Origin of the sequence: Sandarakinorhabdus oryzae (genome assembly GCF_009733735.1) — a bacterium.
GTDB lineage: Bacteria > Pseudomonadota > Alphaproteobacteria > Sphingomonadales > Sphingomonadaceae > Sandarakinorhabdus > Sandarakinorhabdus oryzae.
Window position 1 is genome coordinate 1 of record NZ_WNJP01000369.1, and the last position, 838, is coordinate 838.

General features: G+C 70.4%; 1 protein-coding gene and 1 pseudogene. One reads left to right on the forward strand and one right to left on the reverse strand.

Translation table 11 applies throughout. The features are described 5' to 3' along the window. The coding region (locus GJ693_RS16350) for a hypothetical protein (protein ID WP_156257267.1) at positions 1 to 554 on the reverse strand (554 nt) is incomplete at its 3' end. Between the two features lie 88 nt (positions 555 to 642). Here GJ693_RS16350 and GJ693_RS16355 point away from each other — a divergent pair. Next, positions 643 to 838: pseudogene (locus GJ693_RS16355) on the forward strand (magnesium transporter); the annotation flags it as partial.

Consider the following 838-nt stretch of genomic DNA (forward strand, 5'->3'; position numbering starts at 1 on the left):
GCCGGCCGCACGTCCCCGCAGGGCACGGCCTGGCGCCGCAGCACCACCGGCCACCACCAGCCCGGCCGCCAGCGCACGGCCATGCAGCCGCCAATCTGATAGTCATTATAGCTGCCGGAACTGGCAAAAAGGCCGCCGACGCTGTGATCGGTGCGGTCGCTGTCGCCCGGCACTGGTGTTGTCACCACGTGATAATGGCGGCTGCCGCGACGACCGCGGGTGACATATTTGTCGGTCACCGCCACCACCACTTCCCTGGCCGATCCCGGCGGCAACACGGCATTGGCCAGGTGCAGCAGCACGACACCGATCAGGGCGCCGGCGCAGATCGCCAAAAACAGCCCGCCCAGGCCAGATTTGCCGCCTTTCATCGCGCTGGTCTGCGCCGCCCGCCAGAACGGCACGCTGGCCAGGATGCCGGCCCCGGCCGCCACCAGGCTCATGCCCAGCCAGCCGCCAGACAGCGGCTCTGGCCACGCGGTGAGGAATGCCGCGAACGACAGGCCGGCGGCAACAAACAGTGGCGTTTCCGAAGGCATGTTGAGGCGGGCCATGGTGCCGCGACGATAGCCGGCTGCGGCGCAATTGCCAGCCTTGCCGCCAAGACTGGCGCTGCCGGCAAAGCCGCGTATAACCGCCGGCGTGACCGATGATGTCCGCCTTGATCCCCGCGCCGACGAGGCGCCGGATGCGCTGGAAGAGGGCCGGCTGAGCCGCGCCTTCGTCAGCGACGTGGCCGCGGCCGTCGAGGCCGGCGACGACGAGGCCGTGCGCGCGCTGGTCAGCCCGCTGCACCCGGCCGACATCGCCGACCTGTTCGGCGCGCTGAATGCCAGCG